14 protein-coding genes are annotated in these 18,180 nt (G+C 51.9%); 3 read left to right on the top strand and 11 right to left on the bottom strand.

Features of this window, described 5'->3' with window-relative positions:
- The 9 genes from ACEW8P_RS03135 to ACEW8P_RS03095 form a co-directional block, all read right to left on the bottom strand.
- Positions 1 to 569, bottom strand: a 569-nt coding sequence (locus ACEW8P_RS03135) for a DUF4432 family protein (protein WP_373511651.1), incomplete at its 3' end; no start/stop codon positions are given.
- 52 nt (positions 570 to 621) lie between these two features.
- A complete protein-coding gene (locus ACEW8P_RS03130; RefSeq protein ID WP_373511650.1) occupies positions 622 to 1,419 on the bottom strand; it encodes an alpha/beta fold hydrolase in 798 nt (265 codons plus the stop codon).
- A gap of 140 nt (positions 1,420 to 1,559) precedes the next feature.
- Positions 1,560 to 2,387 carry a sugar phosphate isomerase/epimerase family protein gene (locus tag ACEW8P_RS03125; protein WP_373511649.1) on the bottom strand — a complete coding sequence of 276 codons (828 nt, stop codon included), beginning with the start codon at positions 2,385 to 2,387 and terminating at the stop codon, positions 1,560 to 1,562.
- 130 nt (positions 2,388 to 2,517) lie between these two features.
- Complete coding sequence (locus ACEW8P_RS03120) at positions 2,518 to 3,525, bottom strand: ThuA domain-containing protein (protein ID WP_373511648.1); 1,008 nt, start codon at positions 3,523 to 3,525, stop codon at positions 2,518 to 2,520.
- Between the two features lie 71 nt (positions 3,526 to 3,596).
- On the bottom strand, positions 3,597 to 4,451 hold the full coding sequence (locus tag ACEW8P_RS03115) for a sugar phosphate isomerase/epimerase family protein (protein ID WP_373511647.1): 855 nt from the start codon (positions 4,449 to 4,451) through the stop codon (positions 3,597 to 3,599).
- Positions 4,452 to 4,590: 139 nt separating this feature from the next.
- Complete coding sequence (locus tag ACEW8P_RS03110; RefSeq protein ID WP_373511652.1) at positions 4,591 to 5,316, bottom strand: DUF1080 domain-containing protein; 726 nt, start codon at positions 5,314 to 5,316, stop codon at positions 4,591 to 4,593.
- A gap of 149 nt (positions 5,317 to 5,465) precedes the next feature.
- Positions 5,466 to 8,183: a c-type cytochrome gene (locus ACEW8P_RS03105; RefSeq protein WP_373511646.1), complete on the bottom strand. Its 2,718-nt coding sequence runs from the start codon at positions 8,181 to 8,183 to the stop codon at positions 5,466 to 5,468.
- 212 nt (positions 8,184 to 8,395) lie between these two features.
- Complete coding sequence (locus tag ACEW8P_RS03100) at positions 8,396 to 9,910, bottom strand: RagB/SusD family nutrient uptake outer membrane protein (RefSeq protein ID WP_373511645.1); 1,515 nt, start codon at positions 9,908 to 9,910, stop codon at positions 8,396 to 8,398.
- A 142-nt stretch (positions 9,911 to 10,052) separates the two neighbouring features.
- A complete protein-coding gene (locus tag ACEW8P_RS03095) occupies positions 10,053 to 13,208 on the bottom strand; it encodes a SusC/RagA family TonB-linked outer membrane protein (protein WP_373511644.1) in 3,156 nt (1,051 codons plus the stop codon).
- An 861-nt stretch (positions 13,209 to 14,069) separates the two neighbouring features.
- Between ACEW8P_RS03095 and ACEW8P_RS03090 the strand changes: the two genes are divergently transcribed.
- The 3 genes from ACEW8P_RS03090 (at position 14,070) to ACEW8P_RS03080 (ending at position 15,896) form a co-directional block, all read left to right on the top strand.
- Positions 14,070 to 14,555, top strand: a complete 486-nt coding sequence (locus tag ACEW8P_RS03090; RefSeq protein ID WP_373511643.1) for a hypothetical protein — start codon at positions 14,070 to 14,072, stop codon at positions 14,553 to 14,555.
- A gap of 137 nt (positions 14,556 to 14,692) precedes the next feature.
- On the top strand, positions 14,693 to 15,061 hold the full coding sequence (locus ACEW8P_RS03085) for a YccF domain-containing protein (RefSeq protein ID WP_373511642.1): 369 nt from the start codon (positions 14,693 to 14,695) through the stop codon (positions 15,059 to 15,061).
- Positions 15,062 to 15,146: 85 nt separating this feature from the next.
- Positions 15,147 to 15,896, top strand: a complete 750-nt coding sequence (locus ACEW8P_RS03080) for a slipin family protein (RefSeq protein WP_373511641.1) — start codon at positions 15,147 to 15,149, stop codon at positions 15,894 to 15,896.
- A gap of 24 nt (positions 15,897 to 15,920) precedes the next feature.
- On the opposite strand, the gene ACEW8P_RS03075 is transcribed toward ACEW8P_RS03080, so the two are convergent.
- Positions 15,921 to 17,228, bottom strand: a complete 1,308-nt coding sequence (locus ACEW8P_RS03075) for a peptidoglycan DD-metalloendopeptidase family protein (RefSeq protein ID WP_373511640.1) — start codon at positions 17,226 to 17,228, stop codon at positions 15,921 to 15,923.
- Positions 17,229 to 17,387: 159 nt separating this feature from the next.
- Positions 17,388 to 18,180 (bottom strand): ThuA domain-containing protein (locus tag ACEW8P_RS03070; RefSeq protein ID WP_373511639.1); only part of this gene is annotated, 793 nt, incomplete at its 5' end.

Here is an 18,180-nt window from a genome sequence, read left to right as displayed (position 1 = left end):
AGCATGTGCGGAACGGTAGTGTTTCCCAAATTAGTCACCTCGTCTTTTACCTTAATAAAAGGCTCCCCCAATGTGCCCGAAATGGTACGGCGGAGTTCCAGCGTCGGGCCGAAGACGGTTGTTTCCAGGATGCGACCCGTGATACTCATGTCGAGTTGACCACGCTGCGGATCAGGCTGGATGATGCTGATAACTTCGGCAGGAATGTTGCTAACCTTTCCATGCAGACCGCGTTCGCCGTGTTCATCCTGGTTGGGGCCACCCACGTTTGACAAACCGCAGGTCGTGAGCAGTCCGCCCCCAAAGGTGCGTAGCCAGTCGATGCCCTGATCGGAGAAAGGTTGCGGTGGCGTGACGCCGCTGTGGCTCAGCCACGCCAGACTATGCTGATTGTAAAAAGCATCGGCGATGTCCATCGCGCGATCAAGTATTACCTTATAGCGCAAGCCCGTCCCCGTATTGATCCAGGCAATGCGGGTGCCGCGTCCGGGGCCGTTATCGAGGACGGAGGTTTCGATACCGCCGAGTTGAGCGGGGTTGCCTACTTTTTTATGCCAGTTTTCTTTCATCGCGGTTGAGTGTGGATATCGGGCGGACACGCTGGTCCGTCCCTATAAAATCTTAATGGGCCAATAGCCACTTTTCTACCCTTGGATTAAAATCTTCGGTATTCTCAAAGTGAAATGCGTGGCCCAGGTTCTGGTATAGATAAATTTCAGCGTTGGGGATAGCTGCCGCGATTTCTTTGCCCATCCAGGGCGGCGTAAATTGATCCGCATCGCCACCAATCACCAGCGTGGACGCTTTTATTTTCCCCAAATCATCGTACACGTTTTGATTAATACAGGCCGCGGCTTGCCCGGCCAGGCCGTGCAGTGGTTGTGGGAACGGCGGATCTTCCTTGCGGCCTTTTTCCAATTCGGCACGTTTTTCGTCGTTGTCCCAGGTAGTTTTCGAAAAAATTAGTAGTTGAATGTACAGGCTGAATTCTTCGGGTGTGAATCTGGCTTTACAATCCACCATGTGTTCAAAGATTCCCTCAGCCATCGCGTCGCAGCGGGCCCAGGGACACATGAGTACCATCGAACTCACTTTGTCGGGATGCCGCAAGGCTAGTTGCAGCGCAATGGCTCCCCCCATCGAAACGCCAACGACGCGGACTTTTTCCAGGCCCAGATGATCCAGCAGACCCGCGTGGTCGTCGGCCATTTCGGCGGTGGTGTAGTCGCCCGATGGCTTGTCAGACTTTCCGACACCCCGATTATCGGGCAGGATGCAGTGGAAGTTTTTCTCCCAAGCAGACACATGCGGTTCCCAAACAGAGCCGTCGGCGGTGATGCCCATGATGAGGAGTAGCGGCTCGCCGGAGCCGCGTTCTTCGTAGTAGAAATTTATTCCGTTGGATTGGACGGTTGGCATTTTCTTGGCTTTCGGCGGTCGGCTATCAGCTCTCGGCCTTTTTTTGTAAAAACAAACTGCTTATTCGATGTCTCCAAGCTAACGGCATTTTCGGCTTGTAAGACTAGTAAAGCCGAAAGCCAACTGCCGATGGCCGACAGCTACTTCAACGCTGGAATCAATTTATCATAAATCCACTGCCCGTCGTGGAGCGTGACTTGATCGGGTTCTTCGATGGCCATTTCGGCTTCGTCTTCGCAGACGATCCAGCCCGTGTAGTTTTGGTCTTTGAGCCATTGAGTAATGGCTAATAGATTTACTTTCCCATCACCCATCAACGCAAACTCCGGCTCACCGTCCCAGTCTTTGTAGTGAACGTGGTTGATGAGTGAGGCATATTTCTGCATTACTTCGAGCGGATCCATATGGCCGTTGATGATGTGACCCACGTCGGGCGTCCAGCCCGTCACGGAGGTGTCTAGTCCTTCTAGAACTACCTTATAATCTTCGGCGATGCGAATGATTGAGTTTTCGGGTGAGTTGGGGTGAAAGCTGCACGGAATGCCTTTGTCCGCCGCTCGTTTCGATATTCCGTTTACAATATTGACCAGACTCTTACGGCGTTCCTTTAGATCATGTCGGCCCGTCGGGATTTGTACCGTACATAGGATGGCGTTGGGGAAGTGCGTCAGTAGTTCGATGGCTTGATCGGCTTCGGCCCGTTCGGCGTCAGATTCCATGGGGCTGTTCCACTCGAAGGGTAGCGAAAGCGCCGCCAGTTCGATATTTTGCTCTTTAAGTTTATCCGCTAACTTATGAGCGTCTTGCAGCGGCCCCATCCAGGGATAGATGGGTTGAACGCCCGTAAAGCCAGCCTTGGCGATCACCTCGATCATGTGACCCAAGCGTCCTTCGTGGACGGTACCGTTGCCCGCCATGAACCAGGTATAAACTTCAGAGCCGAAGCGAAAGGGAATGTTTTTTGTCATAATTTTCGAGGTCAAAGGTTAAGGATTAACGGTACGCGGGAAAAATTCGCAACAAAGCAGGCCAAGGAATGTCGCCCGACGTCTCGGGGCCGCTGCGTCGCACCAAGTCCGTGTTGACCGTTGACCAAATTTATTTCTCCACTACCTTCCCTGGCATAATCAGCGAGTCATAGCCCGCCAGCATATCAGGTTTGACCTTAGCCTTGTAGCCGCTAAAATTAAAGGTAGTTGGCTTGTATGGGCCGACGAGCGACACCTCGTTGTCTCCCTTTATTTTATTTTCCATGCCCATAGCCCAAAGCGAGGCATTGACCAGCATCCGGCGGAAACCTTCGTTCAGAATATCTTCGGAGGCACCATGCGTGGTGGTAAAGGCGCGGCCCGGTTTGCCGCCTTCGAGTTGGTAGGTGCGCGTCCAGGCTACGGGGACGGGAGACTTGGTGGCGTCGGCCGGGGAGGCGGGTGTCATGCCGTTCAATGGTTGGTCTTTGGCCAAAATCACGCTACCCTCGGTCGGGTCGGCCGTGTATGCTCCTGACTGCACCCACATATCTTTCACTCCCCGCATGATGGGATTATTTTTTTGGGAAGGCTCGATGGAGAGCCGAGACGACTGCTTATGATTCGTACCGTAGTGAGTCACCCAGGTTTCGCCCAAAACGTATTTACCAAAACCGTTTTTCCATTCTTTTTTCGGGCCGTCGTAACGAAAGTCGTAATGCTGCCAGTTCGGGTGATTTTTTATGTTAAAAGCGTGGGTGGAGGTGCGCAGGGCAACGATGGGGCCGCCGCGCTTGAGGTAGTTGTCGAAATGCTGCATTTCCTCATCGGGAAAATCTGAGAAGCGGGTGAAAAGTACCATTAGATCGGCATTCTCAAGTAGTTCCAGGCCGCGCAGATTAGAGCCGCCGGGCAGAATATTGTCATCCTCATCCAGCGCAAAAACTACCGTGCAGTCAAAGCCGTAGTGCTTGGCTAGCATTTTAGCCAGTTGCGGCAGGCTTTCTTCACTACGGTACTCGTGGTCAGTGGCGACGAACACAATATTCTTACCCACTCCCGGTCCTTTTTCGCCTTTGTAAACTACCCTATATTTCCCAAAATCATCGGCAGGCTGCGCAATCGCGCTGGAAACCAAACTCAGAATTGCAAGGCAAAAGAAGAAAATCAATCTTGAAGAATTATCCATTGTCCATTGTCCACTGTCCACTAAACGAAGTGCTTTGCGCTCATGCGCTCGATAAATTTAAACCCATCCTCCGCAATGTCCCAGGGGTCGTTGTACTCGCGCCATACGCCGATAGAATTGGCGAAGTCGGGGTCGTTACGAGAAAATGCCTCGATGGTCAGCCAACCATCGTATTCGAGATCAGCTAGTTTGGCAAAAATCTCTTCCCATGGCAAATGGCTACCACCGGGCGTACCGCGGTCGTTTTCACTGATGTGAACGTGGGCCAGCACTGATTTGAGCGTGTCGAGGGCGGCGGTATAGCTTTTCTCCTCCACGTTGGCGTGATGGGTGTCAAACATCGCCCGCACGTTAGGATGCCCAGCCATATTGACCAAGCGGTAAAGCTGCTCGGCGGTATTGCAGAGGTAGCATTCGAAGCGGTTGAGGGCTTCGGGTGCCAGGATGATGTCGGCCTGCGCGGCGTACACCCCGGCATCATGCAGCAGCTCGGCGGCGCGACCGTATTCATCGTCCTGGGCGGGTTGCCGGGAAAAATGGGCATGGGCCGAATGAAAAGGTCCGCACAGGATCGTCGCTCCCAGGTCGTGCGAACGGTCGATGCACCACTTGATGCGCTCTAATGCCTTTCCGCGCACCGCCGCCGATTTGCTTACAGGATTTGTTTCAGGACTTACCACCGTAACGGCGGTCATGCCTAAGCCCAAGTCAGCGGCGTGTCTTCCAAAATTGCGGTAAGCCGCCGGGTCTTCCGCCGCGCCCACGAAGCACTCCACGCCGTCGTAGCCGATCTTTTTAAGCCGGTCAGCAATCGGATTCAAGTCTTCTGAAACTACCGCCGACCAAGCGAGTACGTTAAAACCTATTTTTGTCAAGGGGGTATAATTGTTGACGGGGCAGCCCGCGCTATTGTGTAATCGTGTAATTGTTGTTGAGCTAGTCTTTTGTTGATCCAGTTTCTCCGACGTAAGCTCACTTTGGAACTTTGTGCCTTTGCCACTTTGCCACTGTAAACTACATTTCCTTTATCCTCAACTCCCGGTACTGCACTTTCATGGGTGGACCGACGTGCACTTGCACGCCGAGCAGGCCCTTCTTCATGCCACTGACCGTGTCGTTATCCGTTACGTCGCTCATGAGGGTTCCATTGATGTAATGTTGCAGGCGGTTGCCCTTGGCAATAATGTGGAAGGTGTTCCAGTCTTCGGGTTTAACGAGCTTTTTCAACTCATCAGAAGTACCCAACGAGCCAGTCACGGTGCGGTTCGTCCAGTTATTCTTGGCGACCTTAGTGCGAACCGCTTCCATAGAAGCATCGCCATCGTAGGAATTGATCGTGGAGATTTCGCCGCGATAGGCTAGTGTGGCGCGTTTTCGTTCCTCGTAGTTTTGTCCGGTGTAGGTTCGCTTACCGTCGATATCGGCTTGGTAACCACGCAGGGCGTAGGGGATGTCAGTGAGTTGATCACTACGGTAGTTGATGCCGGAGTTGCCCGCTTCGGTGATCTTGAATTCACCTTTCAGCTCAAAATCGCCCGGTTGGCCACCTTGCCAGATGATGAAGGAGTTGGTTTTCAGCAGCGTCTCAGGGGTGATTTCGCCCGTTAGGTTACCGTCTTCCACCCGCCAGTAAGTCGGGTCGCCCTTCCAGCCGCTCAGGGTTTTGCCGTCAAAGATTTTCACAAAACCCTTCTCACTCTTCTCACCCTTTTTCTGGCCAACGCAGGAAGTGAAGCCCATTCCAGTTACCAGCAGGGCCAGTACCATTGCCGGCAGGGTTACCTTTTTATATTTATCCAAAATCAGATCTTAAATTAAGTTTTAACTGAATCATTTTTTTAGAAACAAGGCAGAATCACCTGGTGGCCATCCTGCCTTGCTTAGCCTGATTATTTTCCGCTTTTCGAACCTGACCCCGAAGACGAGAACATCTTATCCTTCTCGTTGCCACCGGATTTGAGGTAGGCGATCAGGTCTCTGAGCTCGTCCTCGTTCAGGCTGTTAATCAGACCAGGCAGCATAATCGACGACGGCGAGTACTGGCTGGAAGCCACGTCCTTTTTGGCAACCTTCACGACCATATCAGGAGCAAATGGATTCTGAGAAACTGTATAGCTAGTCTTATCCTCATTGGTAATCCGACCCACGATCGACTCACCATTTTTAAGCTCGAAGCGGGTGGCGGCGTACTGGTCGGAGATTACCTTATTAGGCTCAATGATCGATTCCAGAATATCTTTGTTCGAGAAACGCTTGCCGAGCTGGGTCAGATCGGGACCGATATTACCGCCTTGCCCTCCCACGGCGTGGCAGCGGCCGCAGGTAATGGCATTGTACATATCCTTACCCTGCTGGTAGTTTCGGCCCGTCAGGTGGGCATCATCCACGACGGCCAGGGCAGTTTCTACGTCCCATCTTTTACCGGGACCTTTGGGGTACACGCTCTGAGCCAAATCGTTACCATTCTTACTCAGCAATTCACCGCCGGACATTTTATCGTAAGCCGCTCTTTTGTCGGCAGGAACGTGGGTCAGGGCAAGATTCCGCGCTTTATCCATGAATCCGATGTAGCTGCGTCCGGCCTGGTATTCAAACGCCTTGCGGAACCACTTCATGTACCGCTCTTGCAGGGCGGGCGTCCAATTATCTTTGGCCGACGAGAGCATTACCGCCAGGTACGTCTGTTGGGGTGGCGGCATTTTTTCCAGGGTTTTGGCGATGTCCAGACCATACTGGGGATTCCGCATGATAAGGTCGGCTGATGACGTGGCAGTCATGCCACCGGGCATCATGCTGGTGTCCTCTTTTTTATCCATCAAAGCCAGCGTTTTTTCGATCACGCCGGGAGCCTGAAGCGTCACCAGCATCCGGGCGAGCGAGCGGTTCAGTTCACCGGAGTTGGACGGGTAGCTGGGGTTCAGAGCCGCGATGATTTGCTTTTTCTGGGCAGCATCGGGCTCGCCCAGGCGCAGCGTCACCAGCTCGTAGGCTCTGATCAATTCTATTTGCTGGGGTTCGGTCAGACTTTTGAGGTTTATCTTCAAAAGGTTGGCGTTCAGCTTAGCCTTGATGTCGCTATCGACACTATCGGTTCGGGCCAGAGCGATCGCCGCCTGGATGGCCGTAATTGGATCTTTCTCGCTCGTAGCCTTGTCTTTCCACTCGCTCAGCGGCTGATGTTCTACGGCGATGCGGGCCGCATAGCGGATGAAGCGGTCGGGATTATTTAGTTCCGGCCAGGCAGCAGCGATGGCCGCGCTGTTCTGTCCCGTATGGTACTTTTCCAGGCTGCGGCGCAACTGGTTTTCTTTGTTGACAGGCGGTACTGCGACCGTGGAAGCCAAAGCATCGTTGCCCTTGTAATGTACCCGGTACAAATCCGATTCCAGGCGACGTCCGCCCGTCATGAAGTACAGGGCTCCATCGGGACCGATGACACCATCGGTCAGCGGCAGGGGTACGCCGGAGAGGAATTCCTCGTGTTCGGCAGTAAAGGTAGAGCCGCTGGGTTTCAGGTGAATCGAGTGGACAATACCGAAGCTCCAATCGAAGGCCAGTAGCGTGTTTTTGTACTTGGCCGGAAATTTGGCATTACTGGCAAACAGCATACTCGTGGGAGAGCCCTGTCCTATATTGATGACGGGGGGCAGGTTGTCAGGCAGGGCGGGGGACCATTTGCCGTTGCCCGTGCGCCAACCGAACTCACTGCCGCTGGTGGCGTGGCAGATGCGCGTGGGGCGATACCAGGGCGTACCGATGTCCCATTCCATATCGGCGTCATAAACGAACAAATCGCCCGTATCGTTGAAAGCCATGTCAAAGGCATTGCGGTAGCCCGCACTGTAAAGTACCCAATCACTGCCATCGGGCTGCACGTTGGCAACCCAGCCGCCAGGAGCCATGCGGTCGTTGGCGTGGCCGCGCGGGTCTTTGATGAGCGGGAAAAGGTTGTCCGCTTTCCAGGTTTTGGGCAGCAGGTAGTCGTCCATTTGGGGGGCGTCGGTATGGTTGCCTGAAATCACGAAGAGCGATTTCTTGTCGGGCGACATGATGATGCTGTGCGGACCGTGCTCGCCGTTGCCTTCCAGTTCTTTCAACAGCGTCACTTTATCGTATTGATCGTCACCATTGGTGTCCTGCAAACGGTAAAATCCGCTGTGCTTTGGCAAATCCTTCGTCACGCGGTTGTTCACCATCACGTACAGGCTATTGAAAGCATAAAACAGCCCGTGGGCCGTACCCATGCCGAGTGTATCGCCGGGCGTACCGACTTTGAGGTGCTCGATCTTAGTGGGCTTGGTCGAACCCGAGCCGATGGCTGGGATCGTCATGCGGTACAAGCCACCATACTGGTCGGAAGTAATGAGGCGACCTTTGTCATCGAAACACATCGATACCCACGAACCCTGTCCGTTGGCCGATGGGCTGTATAAATGTTCGGCGGCAAAACCGGGCTGTAATTTCAGTTTACTGGCTTTGTCGTCGTCCGCTTTGGCGTTGGTTGGAGCAAAGGGAGCGACTTTGACATAAAAGGCACCTAACCCCAAAATGACTCCCAGACCGAGCAGGAGTTTGGGGATGAGAAAAGAGAAGCGTTTACTGGACATAGGTTTTGTTTTTTATAAAAAAGAAATTCTTGAAATAGCTACCTAACGGAGACGGAATGGCCGATGTTTTAACCCTAACTAGCTAAACATTCCGCACCAGATTGAAAAAAGCAGTTCAATTGTAAAAATTACTTGCGTAGCGTAGGTCAATTAGCAAAAACAAAAAGAGTGGACTTTCTGGCTTGAGAAAGTCCACTCTTTTTACAAAAAAATTAAAAGAACGGTGTCAACGACGATTCGTCGGCAGGCAGCGGATAAAGGAGATCAATTTGGGTGAAGGCATTTGCACGCGGTAGCGAGCCCTCATTGACCGGGTAATAGTAGGCAGCTGGATTGGCCTTAATGCGGTTGCCGTAAGCGGTAATCGTCTCGACCGCCTTGCCAGAGCGCAGCAGGTCGAACCAGCGCTTGTTCTCGAAAGCCAATTCTACCCTTCTTTCCTGGAAAATAGCGTCGCGCATAGCCGCTTGTGAGGCTGCTTTGGTATCGGCCAGACCAGCCCGCTTGCGTACCTGGTTAATGAATGTAGCTGCTTCGCCCGTCTTGCCCTGCTCGTTTAGTGACTCAGCTATAAACAACAGCACTTCCGAGTAGCGGTAAATGGGCCAGTTCATGCCATGATTGCCATTCAAGGCATGGGGTTTGGCGTATTTCTTGATGTAGGGATATACCTTGTTGAGGCGCGCGCTGCCGCTCAGCGTAACGTAAGCGACCGAGGCAGCTAACCGCGTGTCGCCCGGCTCGTAGGCGGCGATAATGTCGGGGGTCGGGATGTTATTCCCCTCACCGCTTAGGGGTTGCGGATTGGCAGTACCCGTGATCGGCAGCAACTCCTGCTGGGTCATTGGGCGAGGCATGAAAGCATACAGAAAGTTCCCGTTCAGACCAGCCGAACCTTCCAAAAACTGCACCTCGAAGACAGACTCCTTATTATTCTTGTTTCCGGTAGAGGTAGAAAAGGCATCGGCGTAGTTAGGGATCAGGGAGTACTCGCCGCTGGTGACGACATCACGTAACAACGGCTCGGCCTGCGCCCATTTCTTTTGCTGCATGTATACGTTGGCCAGCAGTGTTTTGGCGGCGCCCGAAGTTGCACGTCCCAATTCCTGCTTTGATTTGAGCGGAAGTGCGGTCGTAGCAGCCAGAAGGTCTTTTTCGATCTGGGCGTAAAGTCCTTGCGTATCAGCCAGCTCCGCAGCGGCTCCCTCTCGGGTGGCCACCGGAGTAAGGTGGAGGGGTGCCCTGCCAAAGTAGCGAACCAGTTCAAAGTAGGCGTAAGCCCGCAGAAACTGAGCTTGTCCTTTCAGGTTAGCTTTGGCAGTGGCATCAAAATCCACATCGTCGATCAGTACCAGTACCTGATTGGTGCGAGCTATGATGTCATAATCGAGTCGGTACTGATTCAGCACGTGTACATTGGTTGTCAGTCCTTGTGCCGTCGGAACGGCGAAGTCGGCGAGATCCTCCTGCTGCTCGGTAGCTCCAAACAGCGGGTTGCGGGCATAGTACGTATTATCGGAATGCATCTCGCCTAGCAACCAGGCGCGACCGTTAACTATATCGCGCAAGGGTACGTAAGAGGCATTCACAGCTTGCTGAAAGTCCGATTCGGTCTTAAAAAAGACGGGCGAACTCAGTTCTGTTTCCGGGAATATTTCCAGGAACTTGCTGTCACAGGCCGAAACCAACAGTGACAGGGTAAAGAGGAAAATGAGTGATTTTTTCATGAGTTTAAGGTTTAAAGTTTATGAGTTTATGGCGGTACTGCCCGTGTAGATTAAAATAGTTTGTGAGTTATATGAGTACAAAAGTTAGCGAATTCGATATCCGGCAAAACTCATGGACTCATAGACTCATGAACTCATAAACTTAAAAGTTCAGATTGACACCCACCGTGAAGGTACGGGGGACGGGGTAGTTTGAAAGATCCACGCCCGGACTCAGGTTGCCGCCGTCGCCCGCTCCATTATTTTGGGCGCTGGTTTCAGGATTTTGTCCCCCCCAGTATTTGGTGAATATGTAGAGTTGCTGACCCGATGCATAGACGCGAGCCGACTTGAAGTACTTATTCTGCACACTGAATGTATAGCCCAGGGTCACGTTCTTGATTGTAAAGAAAGAGGCATCGGTGACGAAGCGGCTATTCATCCAATCACGCTCAATACCTGTTACATTGCCACCACCTACGGTAGTGCCGTACATTCCCTTACCAGGGTTTTCGACCGACCGGAAGCGATACTTCACCCCATCAACCAGATTGAACACGCCGTCGAGGTTGGCCGTACTGAACAGGTGACGTACCAACAATTGATTACCCTGAGAACCAGAGCCTACTATGCTCAAATCAAAGTTGCCGTAGCGGAGGTTGTTGGTGATGCCGTAAATAAATTTTGGGAAGGGATTGCCCATGATCGCACGGTCATCGAAGTCACCGCCCCGTGTGATGATTCCGTCACCGTTCAGATCCAGCAGTTTGATGCTGCCCACCGTAGAGCGGCCCGGTACTTGGGGAGAATTTTTAAGATCTTCCGCATTCAGGTAAACACCATCGGCGATGTGGCCGTAGAACTGCCCGAAGGGTTGGCCCACTTGCGTGATGTGATAGTCGCCGTACACGCGGTCTATCCCGTCTGCCAGCGCAATCACCCGATTTCGATTAAACGAAATATTGGCATTCGTCGTCCATTGTAGCTTGCCGGTAGTATTTCTGCTAGTAACGGCGAACTCGTGCCCCCAGAACTTGATCTCGCCGATATTGTCGGCAAAGCTGTTGAAGCCCGACTCTTGCGGCACCTGCACATTGTAGAGCAGATTCGTAGTCCGCTTGGTATAGTAGTCGTAGGTAAGCTGGAGGCGGTCATTGAAAAAGCCCAAGTCCACGCCGAAATCCAATTGCTTGGTGGTTTCCCAACCCAAGTTGGTATTGGCCAGAGAATTCACGACGGCACCCGCAGCGATGTTGTTTCCAAAAGCAGCGTTGACGGTGTTGTTGATCCGGGCGTACTGGGTGTAGTTACCAATATTGTTGTTGCCCGTAATACCGTAACTCGCCCGTAGTTTGAGGAAAGAAACTTTGGAAACATCTTGCATGAAGTTCTCGTCTGAAATCACCCAGCCAGCCGACACCGACGGAAAAGTACCCCAGCGATTGTCAGCTCCAAAGCGTGACGAACCATCGGTACGAATAGAGGCGGTAAGCAGGTACTTGCCTTTAAAGTTGTAAGTAAGCCGCGACAGAAACGAACTCAACGCCCACTCTTGCACCGCACTGTTGGTGCCGCCCCGGTTGATGTTGATGCCGCCTTGTACAGTAGGCAAGCGGTCGTCGGCGTAGGTGTCGGCCTGAACCCGGAAGCTTTCCCGCCGGAAGCGTTGGTTGGTAAACCCGCCCAGGATTTCAAAATTATGCTCGCCAATATTCCGCCCGTAGGTAACGATATTTTCGTTCAACCAGGAGAAATCATCGGTGGTTTGTCGGATGGAAACCGCAGTCGTGGGAATGGGTACATTGATCGCACTTGTTGCCGTAGAAGGATTGAAAAAGAAGAATTTGGAATTCCGCAGCTCGGCGTTGATGGTTGATTTGATCATAAGCCCCTTGATCGGACGATACTCCACGTAGCCATTCGTGAGAATGTTGACGTCCTTCGTCTCATTGGTCAGTTCCTCTGCCGCCCGCACCCAGTTGGGATAAGCAAAAATGTTCCCTGTGTTGCCGGGGAATCGGTTGAAAAGGGTCAGCTCGCCATTATCCTGGTAAATGGGCATGATCGGCCAGGTGTGCAGGGCGTTAAACAGGATACCCGTACCACGAGTACCGTCGGTGCGCGGAGTGTTGTCGAACACGTAGTTGGGCGCAACGTTGAAGCCGATTTTAACTTTGTCCGAAATCGCGTAGTCCATATTCATCCGCAACGAGTAGCGCTTGTACTCATTGTTAAGTACTACGCCCTGTTGGTTGAAAACACCCGCCACGATAGCCGTATTAACTTTTTCTTTATTGGATGTGATCGTCAGGTTATAGCTTTGGATCGGAGCCCGTCGCAGCAATGCATCGTACCAGTCGTTGTTCTTGCCTTCGTACTGCGAAGGGTTCTGAAAAATATCAGGGACAGGCTGTCCGGCATCTTCATAGAATTCTTTTTTGAACTGCGCAAATTCTACGGCGTTCATCATATCGAGACGCCCCCTTTCCACCACGTTCTGCGTTCCCACAAAAGCGTTCAGACTCACGTTCGTCTGGCCTGTTTTACCTCTTTTGGTGGTAATAAGCACAACGCCGTTAGCTGCCCGCGAACCGTACATCGAGGTCGAGGCCGCATCTTTCAATATCGTAATATCTTCGACTTCGTCGGGGTTGATATTGCTGATGTCGCCCGAGATCGGAAATCCGTCGATGACGTACAGCGGATCGCTACCCCCCGAAACCGACAATTGGCCCCGGATGCGGATGTTCATTCCCTGTCCCGGCTTACCCGTCGTTTGGTTGATTTGTACCCCCGCGAGACGCCCCTGCAACTTCTGCGAAATCTGCGATACCGGAATATCCTTGATTTCCGCCGCACTGACGGTCTGAACGGCCCCAGTGATTTCTTTCTTCACCTGGCTACCGTAGCCCACCACGATTACTTCCGAGAGCGACTTAGTATCGACAGACATTTTTACATCAATCGTTGTGCGGCCATTGATTGCCTCCTCGACGCTCAGAAAGCCAACGTAGGAAAATACCAAAGTGCCGTTGTCGCCGGGCGTGTTCAGCGAGTAGGTTCCCGCCGCATCGGTGGTGGTTCCGGTGTTGGAACCTTTCAGAACCACACTCACGCCTGGGAGTGGAAGCCCACCGTCGTCGGTCACTTTTCCGCTGATGGCAGCAGCCGATCCAGGCTTTACAGGATTAGGGTTTGCAAAAATCTGACTGAAAATCAGCAGAGTAAATAGAAAGCAAAGAAGTGGGGTCGGGATCGAGCGTAGCCGAAACAGCTTGCGTTCTAATCCGCGCAATTGTAATTGTCGCGATTCGTTCATAGTTTTGAAAGTTTTGTTTTGAGAAAAATGGAACGCTGCACCTTGCATGTTTCTCCCCAGAATAATGCAAAATGAAGGTGAAAATTTGAGTCGGCCGTAGTGACACACGGTCGGCTTTTTTTAGTTTTATGTTTTTGCCATAGGCCTCGTTCTATACGGTTATTAGGTTTAGTGATCGGTTACCAGACAATATTTCTTCATAAGACATTCAAGGGGGTCATTTACCTCTAAAGAGTAGTGAATTTAGAAAATTATATCCTACCAGTACTTCGTTCTTTCTAAAATATACTGGTTTTAGTGCAAATCTAGCATCTTGGGTTTCCCAACCATCCTACACTGTCCAACCCAGCGCTGTGAATTTGGACGATGAGCCAGCGATAGTAACTTCAATGCTTAAGGAAAGGAATGGTGCGGTAAAGAGTTAGGGTTAATCCTCCGGGGCATCCAAAAACCGATGAGCATAAACGGGCCTAAGTTCACAGAAATTTTGCCGGGACAATTGGAATGCCGCTTACTGACGGTAGGTAAAATTGAGCAAGGGCTAAAGGAAATGGTATGAGAGATTAATTTGAGAATAAAGGTGCTGACGGATTGACCAAAAATTCAGGGTTGGGTAACAAAATACCAAATAGAGTAGCTTTTTGAGGTATTTCCCCCACAATCATGACTTTCTTTCAATCATGGATTTCACGACTCAACCTAATTCACCAGCGGGCTCGAAATGCCTCCTAAGTCTACTGTGTGCGGTTTCCGGGAACTACGTTGTGTGCTGGCCAGTAAGTGTGCCGACGTATTCAAGGCACATTTTTTTTAGATTCCTCAATAATAAGTAATTACAAACCTCTAACACTACAACCTACTATGAAAACGACCAACAAAAATTTGATGACACTGACGGCCAGCGGCCTGAGTCTTTTCCTGATGCTGGGAATGACATCCTGCGGCGACAACGATTCCGCTACCGATGACAACGAAATGGAAACTACCGAAATGGCGGAAGACAACTCTATGATATCCACTAACTACTTTACGGACTGGGATGCGAATACGGACGGATACCTCGACGAAGACGAGTACTCAGGTGGCAACTACAGAACCTGGGATACCAATGCCGATGGCAAACTGGACGAAACCGAGTGGAATAAGGGAAACATGGACAATGGCTATGAAGGACAGAGCTGGGCCGATTGGGACATCGACCGCGACGGCTTCCTCAATGATGGCGAGTACCGGACGGGTTATAACAAAGGCGGCTGGTACAGGGCTTGGGATACTGACGGCGACAGTCGTATAAGTCAGCAGGAATATGACACGGGAATGGCCAACCGCCCCAACCGCGATATGTAAAAAATAAAAGACCGGGGCGCGAGAAAGAGAAATATCTCACATACCTCATTTGAAAGGAAAATTTCTCAGTACTTTAACAGCCGCTCAGTTCCAACCGGGCGGCTGTTTTATGCATAAACGATAAAATCTAAACTGCTATGAATCTTATAGGAAACATAATCTGGCTTATCTTCGGCGGTATCATCGTCTTCATCGAGTACATGGTCGCGGGGCTCATCCTCTGCGTCACAATCATTGGCATTCCCTTCGGTGTGCAGTGTTTTAAGATTGGGATGTTGAGTCTGATGCCCTTCGGTCGGGAGGTTCGGGATGTACCTGGCGATTCAGGCTGTCTGTCCACGGTGTTCAATATCATCTGGATCGTGGTGGGCGGCATCTGGATTGCCTTGACACACTTGCTGTTCGGCATTTTGCTGGCCATCTCCATCATCGGTCTTCCGTTTGCCAAACAACACTTCAAGCTAATGGGTTTATGCTTTACGCCCTTCGGAAAAGAGATCGTGTGAAAGCAAAAACGCTGTTCTGTTTTGCGCTCACGTCGATATTGGGTATCTTGACTGAATTTCCCTAAATCCTTTAAACCCAAACTCTATGAATCTCGTCGTCACTGTACTTACCGTCTTTATCATCCTGTTTTTGCTCTCCGGGGTGCGCGTTATTTTTGAATACAAGCGAGCCTTGAAATTCCGCTTCGGTAGTTACGTCCAAACCCTGCAACCCGGTCTGCGGTGGATCATTCCTTTCGTGGAAAGCATCCAAACCGTCGATATCCGAGTCATCACCATCAACATTGTCTCGCAGGAGGTAATGACCGAAGACAATGTGCCCTGTAGTATCGACGGCGTGGTGTTCTTTAAGGTCGAGAATCCCGAGAAGGCCGTGCTGGAAGTCGAGCAGTTTCAGTTTGCTATCAGCCAACTAGCCCAGGCAGCCCTGCGGGACGTATGCGGTAAGGTAGAACTGGACACGATTCTGTCGAAGCGCGAGGAGATGGGAAAGAGTATCAAAGAAACCGTGGCCGAGGAAACCGTACGATGGGGAATAATCGTCATCGATGTCAAAATCAAGGACATCCAACTACCCGAAAATATGCGACGGATGATGGCCAATCAAGCCGAGGCAGAACGGTCGAGGCGGGCGCAGGTCATCCTGGCCCAAGCCGAGGAGCAAGCCGCCCACAAACTGCTGGAGGCGGGCCGAATCATCGACCAGTCGCCCTCAGCCATCAAGCTGCGGCTTTACCAAACCCTGGCCAACATCGCCACTGAGAAGAACTCAACCATACTGTTTCCATTCCCCGAGGAAGTACTCGCTCCGTTCCGACAGAAAAAAGAAGAATAGGGATTCCGGCCGACCATACGCGCGCTAAATTGAGGATTGGCCTGATTTAGCCTCGTGCGCGGCCAGCAGATCGGCGCGCGTTTGGCGAGCGTCCATCGCTTCCATACGCTCGATGATGCTGTCTTTTTTAGCTAGAAAAACGTCCTGATATTCCTCCCGGACGGGTTCAGCCAACGGTAGTTTTACTTTCAAGGCATCTACTTGCTGGCCGTTTTTCCAGAAACGATAACACAGGTGCGGCCCGGTGGAAAGGCCCGTACTGCCCACATAGCCAATGGTTTGGCCCATACTAACACGCGCTCCGCGGCGGATCCCCTTCGCGAACTTCGACATGTGCAGGTACTGCGTGGTGTAGGTCTTGTCATGCCGAATCTTGACGTAGTTGCCGTTGCCCCGGCTACGGGACGCTTCCACTACCACGCCATCGCCCACGGTACGGATAGGCGTCCCGCGCCGGGCGGCGTAGTCAGTACCCAAGTGTGGCTTAAACCGACGCTGCACGGGATGAAAACGCCGCTGGGTGTAGCGCGAACTGATGCGGCTAAACTCGACAGGTTCTTTTAAAAAAGCTTTCTTGAAACTCTTGCCATCCTGATCGAAGTAGGTAACTCCTTTGCCCTGATCCAGCGCGATAGCATAGAGCGGCTCGCCGCTGTGCTGAATATATGCCCCTTTCAATTGTCCATCGGCAATGGTTTTACCATCGATTTGTCTTGATTCAAAAATAAGTTTGAAGCTATCACCCGGTTGCACACGGTTCAGATCGAGCCGCCAGGCGTAAATGTCAGCGAGTTGATCGACTAGTCGAGCCGAGCCACCTGCATTGAGAATCGACTTGTACAAAGAGCCACGGATTTGACCAATTATTTCTCGTTCAACGACATCCACCCTTCGTTGGCAGAGAGTCACGCACAGGCTATCCCGCAAATCGTAGATGACGTATTCCGTTGCGTTGGGTTCGTAAATAAAGTACCTCGCCGTACGCGACGCGTCTCGCGCGTACAGCAGAGTATAAGGACGTTTGGCTCGCATCCTCCGCAAGTCATACACATCCTTGGCTTTCTCAGAAAGAGCGTGGACCCTACTCAGACCAATGTTGTAGTCACCGAGCAGCGTCGAAATTGTTTCGCCCGGCTCAACCACGCCTTTCCTGACTTCCAGCGAATCGGTAACAATCCCGTATATCACTGGGGCTGGAGGCTCATTTTGAGCGACCGAAACTTCGGTTTTTGGGATGGAAACTACGCCGCTAAAATCGAAAAGAAAGGCTTGGGCGGCGGCAAAAAGAAGGAGGGAAACTACGGCTGCGAAAAGGATCAGTCGTCTGGTCATCAGCAAGAAAGAAAGTTTTAGGGGTTCGTTGAATTGTCTTTACAACGGCCAAAACTAGGACTTTGCTATGCCAAATAAAAATAAATTTTTGGGCAATAATCTGATAATAAATCAGTTGAGAAAATCAATTTTGCTGGCTTTTAGCACAAAAGAAAGCGGCTATTTGCTGAATTCCCGCGAGCTGGTCACCGTCGCCGTGGGGAAGTCCTTCGGGATTGGTATATCGACTTTCCCGGTAGCCGCCCACTGAGCCCCGCGCTGCAAGCTGGTGATGAACCCGACATCCTGCACCGAATAATCCACGTGGCCCATCGCCATGTGGAACACCCGTCCCTTACCGTACTTGATTGTCATCAGCATGGGTTCGTTGTGGTCGGTGCCGTTGTTGTCTTTGGGCGCGTAAGCCGTCGCCAGCACCTCCATATTTTCGGCCGGGCCGCGCAGACGGTTGTACAGTTCATCCTTGGTGTGCAGCCAGGTGGCGGGCATTCCCTTCGTGATAGGATGGTTTGCGTTGCGCACCGTAATCAAGAATTCCGACTGCGCCCCGTGCGCCCCGGCCTTACCCGGCGTAGTGTCCCTGACCAACTTACCGCCTTCGTCGTAGTACACGTACGGCCCGTCTTTCTCGGTGCGGTCGCCCCAGCCGCCCAGGCCAATCATCTGGTTGTAGGCCGGCCAGTCGGGGAACGAATTGTTGGCAGCGTGAATGACGACCAGACCACCGCCGTTTTTCATAAATTTTTCAAAATCGGTCTTCGTCGTCTCGGGCCAAGATGCTGCGTTCCAGCCAAAATTGACGACGACCAAATCGTATTTTGAAAAGTCTGGCCGGAAATTAGGATCAGTTTTTGATTTTTCAAGAGATTCGGTGTTACCTGCGCCCGCCAATGGATAGTCCTTGATGAACTCATCGCCCTTCCAGGTGTACTTGCTTCGCTGTACGTCCACC

The organism is Persicitalea sp. (assembly GCF_041751555.1).
GTDB lineage: Bacteria > Bacteroidota > Bacteroidia > Cytophagales > Spirosomataceae > Persicitalea.
The sequence above is the reverse complement of the archived record's forward strand: the minus strand, read 5'-3'. Positions and strand labels throughout refer to the sequence as shown.

Excerpts from the sequence above, each read along its gene's own strand:
- ACEW8P_RS03130 (WP_373511650.1), bottom strand. The coding sequence starts at position 1,419 with ATGCCAACCGTCCAATCCAACGGAATAAATTTCTACTACGAAGAACGC.
- ACEW8P_RS03125 (WP_373511649.1), bottom strand. The coding sequence starts at position 2,387 with ATGACAAAAAACATTCCCTTTCGCTTCGGCTCTGAAGTTTATACCTGG.
- ACEW8P_RS03110 (WP_373511652.1), bottom strand. The coding sequence starts at position 5,316 with ATGGGCTTCACTTCCTGCGTTGGCCAGAAAAAGGGTGAGAAGAGTGAG.
- ACEW8P_RS03105 (WP_373511646.1), bottom strand. The coding sequence starts at position 8,183 with ATGTCCAGTAAACGCTTCTCTTTTCTCATCCCCAAACTCCTGCTCGGT.
- ACEW8P_RS03100 (WP_373511645.1), bottom strand. The coding sequence starts at position 9,910 with ATGAAAAAATCACTCATTTTCCTCTTTACCCTGTCACTGTTGGTTTCG.
- ACEW8P_RS03095 (WP_373511644.1), bottom strand. The coding sequence starts at position 13,208 with ATGAACGAATCGCGACAATTACAATTGCGCGGATTAGAACGCAAGCTG.
- ACEW8P_RS03090 (WP_373511643.1), top strand. The coding sequence starts at position 14,070 with ATGAAAACGACCAACAAAAATTTGATGACACTGACGGCCAGCGGCCTG.
- ACEW8P_RS03085 (WP_373511642.1), top strand. The coding sequence starts at position 14,693 with ATGAATCTTATAGGAAACATAATCTGGCTTATCTTCGGCGGTATCATC.
- ACEW8P_RS03080 (WP_373511641.1), top strand. The coding sequence starts at position 15,147 with ATGAATCTCGTCGTCACTGTACTTACCGTCTTTATCATCCTGTTTTTG.
- ACEW8P_RS03075 (WP_373511640.1), bottom strand. The coding sequence starts at position 17,228 with ATGACCAGACGACTGATCCTTTTCGCAGCCGTAGTTTCCCTCCTTCTT.